The 4,060-nt window shown below is 48.4% G+C and carries 2 protein-coding genes; both read left to right on the top strand.

The genetic code is table 11. The annotated features are described in order from the left end of the window. Positions 1–147: 147 nt before the first annotated feature. Positions 148–2,853 carry a hypothetical protein gene (locus tag NWQ57_RS08235; RefSeq protein ID WP_306021665.1) on the top strand — a complete coding sequence of 902 codons (2,706 nt, stop codon included), beginning with the start codon at positions 148–150 and terminating at the stop codon, positions 2,851–2,853. A gap of 131 nt (positions 2,854–2,984) precedes the next feature. After that, on the top strand, positions 2,985–4,060 hold a 1,076-nt coding region (locus NWQ57_RS08230), incomplete at its 3' end, for an L-lactate dehydrogenase (protein WP_306021664.1).

Here is a 4,060-nt window from a genome sequence, read left to right as displayed (position 1 = left end):
GGGTTAATAGATGATTTTTAGTGGCAATGAGAATCAAATGTAATCATAACTGGTCATTGTATGATGGCTATGTTATAAAAAGGTGAATTAAGGTTAATCAAACGTACTAGCAGATTGATCTTTGTTCAACCTGATTCGAGACCCAACATGAACAGACGCGATTTTCTTATTAAAAGTAGCATGGCAGCTTCCTTACCCTTGGCAATGTCTACCTCTGGCCAAGCCCTTAGCATGGCAAACCAAACAAAACAGGCCGCTGTTAGTCGCCAAGCGGGTAGCTTGACTTGGCTGGATGGACAGGCGCCTCATCTGAATGCTGGGCAAACGTGGGGACAGCCTTGGCGCAAAGGGCAATTGCAAAAAAGCCAGCCCTTGTGCTTAGTTAATAAGCAAGGTAACAAGGTGGCTGTGCAATCTTGGCCCACTGCCTATTGGCCCGACGGTAGCGTTAAATGGACTGCCCATGCCGTTGCCGCCAACGCTGATCTTGGCGAGAGTTTTAAGGTGATGGCGGGCAAGGGACCTGCCGTTGAACTTCCTGTAAAGGTGAGTAACAACAGTCAGCACATCGTGCTTGAGAATGGTGTGTTTAGCTGCCTTATTCCGCGGTCTGGCCAATACATCATTAAAAAGCTTGAACGTAATGGCAAAGTGATTGCGCAAAACGCGACCTTAGTGGGGCTGCGTCAAGATCAGCCAGTTAATGAGCCTGACTCTCAGGCCATGGTTGAGTCATTTGTGTCGCGCATTGAGCAAGCCGAAATTGAACAAAGCGGGCCCATTAAGGCCGTTGTCAAAATCAGTGGCACACAACGCACCGAATCAGGACGAGATTGGTTGCCTTTTACCCTGCGCTTAACGGTGTACGCCGGTGGTGAAAGTGTACAACTATCTCATAGCTTTATTTATGACGGTGATGACCAAAAAGACTTTATTTCGGGTTTAGGTTTACGTTTTGACGTGGTGCAGCGGGATGAGTTGTATAACCGACATGTGCGGTTTGTGGGCCAAGGCGAGGGCTTGTGGGCGGAATCGCCGCAAGGAATTACTGGCCTACGACGAGACCCAGGTAAGCTTGTGCGCGACGCGCAAATAGCAGGTATTGCCACGCCGCCCTTAAATGAATGGGACGAGCGTGTTAGCAGTCGCATGCACTGGATCCCCGTTTGGAATGATTACACTCTTTCGCAGTTAAATGCTAACGGATTTAATCTTAAAAAACGTACTAAAGCCGGACATGCATGGATTGATTCAGATCAAGGGCAGCGCGCCAGCGGTGTGGCTTATTTGGGCGGTGCATCGGGTGGGATCTTATTTGGCATGCGTGATTTTTGGCAGTTGCATCCGGTGCAAATTGATATCCGTAATGCAGGCGCCGATATTGCACAAGCTACCCTTTGGTTTTGGTCGCCTGAGGCCCCCGCTATGGATGTGCGCTTTTACCATGATGGCATGGGCCAAGAAACACATGAACAACAACTCGATGCATTAAATATTACTTACGAAGACTACGAGCCTGGTTTTGGCAGCGCTTACGGCGTAGCTCGTACCTCAAGCTTTAGTTTGTTTGTATTAGATGCGACACCAAGTCGAACCGATACTATTGCCATGGCCGATACCATTCGTCAGCCTGCGCAAATTGTAGCTGCGCCACAAGACTACCTTGCCTCTGGTGTGTTTGGGGGGTTATTCAGTTTACCTGATCGCACTAATCCAGAAAAAAGCGCGATAGAAGATCGCTTAGATTGGCAGGTGGATTATTATCACAAGCAAGTAGATCAACGCCATTGGTATGGGTTTTGGAACTTTGGCGACATCATGCACACTTACGACACCGACCGACATGTTTGGCGTTATGATGTGGGTGGCTATGCTTGGGATAATTCTGAACTGTCTCCTGATTTATGGTTATGGTATTCATTTTTGCGCACTGGCGATGCGACCACGTTTCGCTTAGCTGAAAACATGACACGGCACAATCGTGATGTTGATATGTATCACGCCGGCAAATTTAAAGGCTTGGGCACTCGGCATAATGTGCAACATTGGGGATGTAGCGCAAAGCAACTGCGCATTAGTACCGCGGCCTATCGACGTTTTCATTACTACCTAACCGGTGATGAACGTACGGGCGATGTATTAAACGAAGTGATCAATGCCGATGAGGCGCTCGCAGCGCTAAATCCAACTCGCAAAGTAGCGCAACACAATCCCTTACCCGGAAAAGCGAAGATAGGCGTAGGTACCGACTTTGGGTCAGCCGCGGCGAATTGGCTAACGGCATGGGAGCGCACTGGTGATAAAAAGTATCGCCAGTGGTTAGAACGCGCCATGCGGGTTATTGGCGATCATCCACTGGGCTTTTTTGCTGGAGCCTTTGGTTATGAGCCGAGTACCAAAACGCTATTACCTTATCCTAACGTTGAGCCTTCACTATCCCACCTTAACTCAGTATTTGGTTTGATTGAGGTGTGTACTGAGTTGAATCAACTGATTGATGTACCCCAGTTTAAAGCGGCTTGGCTCAAGTATGGCCGTTTGTACAGTGCGCCTCGAGCGGAGCAAGAAGCCGCTATGGGCGTGGCCTTTAAAGGCAATAGCTTAACGGTTGCACACTCTCGTTTAACCGCTTATGTGGCGCAGCAAGAAGGGGATAGAGCCTTGGCTAAACGCGCATGGCACGAATTTGCTAAAGAATGGGGCGGTAAGCATCAACCGGGTACACAGCATATTGCTGGTCCGCAGGTGCTTAACCCAATTGATGAGGCGCCTTGGCTATCTACTAATGATGCGGCGCAGTGGGGCTTGGCTGCCATTCAAAACCTGGCCTTAATTGGTGAAAGCTTGGACTAAGTGCATACTTTCAATAGACAACAAACGCGCAGCTATTCTTAGTTGCGTAGCAGTAAAACAAATATCCCTTTGCCCTGACTCATTGAGAGACAGGGCAAAAAACTGATTAACCATTACATAGAGATTTGAACGTGATCCCTGCCAATATCGATGACTACCGACTTCTAGCCAAAAAACGCTTACCCAAATATTTGTTCGAGTACATCGACGGCGGCGCTTTTAGTGAAACCACTTTGCGTAATAATACCGCTGACTTGCAGCAAATTGCTTTGCGACAGCGAGTATTACGAGACATCTCAAGTGTGAGTACTGCATGCAGTTTATTTGGTCAGTCTTATAAGTTGCCCGTTGTGTTGGCGCCAGTGGGAATTGCCGGCTTAAATGCACGGCGCGGTGAAGTGTTAGCGGCGCAAGCAGCAGAAGAAAAAGGCGTGCCCTTTTGTTTATCCACTGTATCCGCTTGTTCAATCGAAGAAGTGCGTAAAGGCGTACAAAATCCTGTGTGGTTTCAACTTTACATGATTAAAGACCGCGGTTTTATGAAAGCCATGTTAGAGCGTGCGCAGGCAGCGGGCACAGATACCTTATTATTTACGGTGGATATGCCCGTACCCTCAACACGGTATCGGGATATTCGCTCAGGCTTGTCGGGCGGCAGCGTATTTCGCCGTCAAAGCGCTCGCTTTATTCAATCCGCTTTAAGCCCTCGCTGGGCTTGGGACGTTGGGGTGATGGGGCGACCTCATACCCTAGGTAATATTGCTCCGGTATTAGGTGAAAATGCCGGTATCGATGATTTTTGGGCGTGGTTAAATCAAAATTTTGATGCCAGCGTAACGTGGAAAACCTTGGAGCTTATTCGTGAAAACTGGAAAGGAAAGCTCATTATCAAGGGCATTTTAGACGCTGAAGACGCTAAAGAAGCGGCTCAACTTGGCGCCGATGGTTTGATTGTGTCTAACCACGGTGGACGTCAGTTAGACGGTGCATTGTCATCTATCAAGGCCTTACCTCCCATTGCCGATGCAGTGCAAGGCGATATTAAAATCTTGCTCGACAGTGGCGTTCGCAGTGGCTTAGATATTGTTCGCGCCATCGCCTCTGGTGCAGATGCGGTTATGATAGGCCGCCCTTGGGTATATGGCTTAGCCGCCGCCAAGAAAAAAGGCGTATTAGATGTATTGTCGATTCTTGAAAATGAAATGCG

It is taken from the genome of Paraglaciecola sp., assembly GCF_030730205.1.
Lineage (GTDB): Bacteria > Pseudomonadota > Gammaproteobacteria > Enterobacterales > Alteromonadaceae > Paraglaciecola.
The sequence above is the reverse complement of the archived record's forward strand: the minus strand, read 5'-3'. Positions and strand labels throughout refer to the sequence as shown.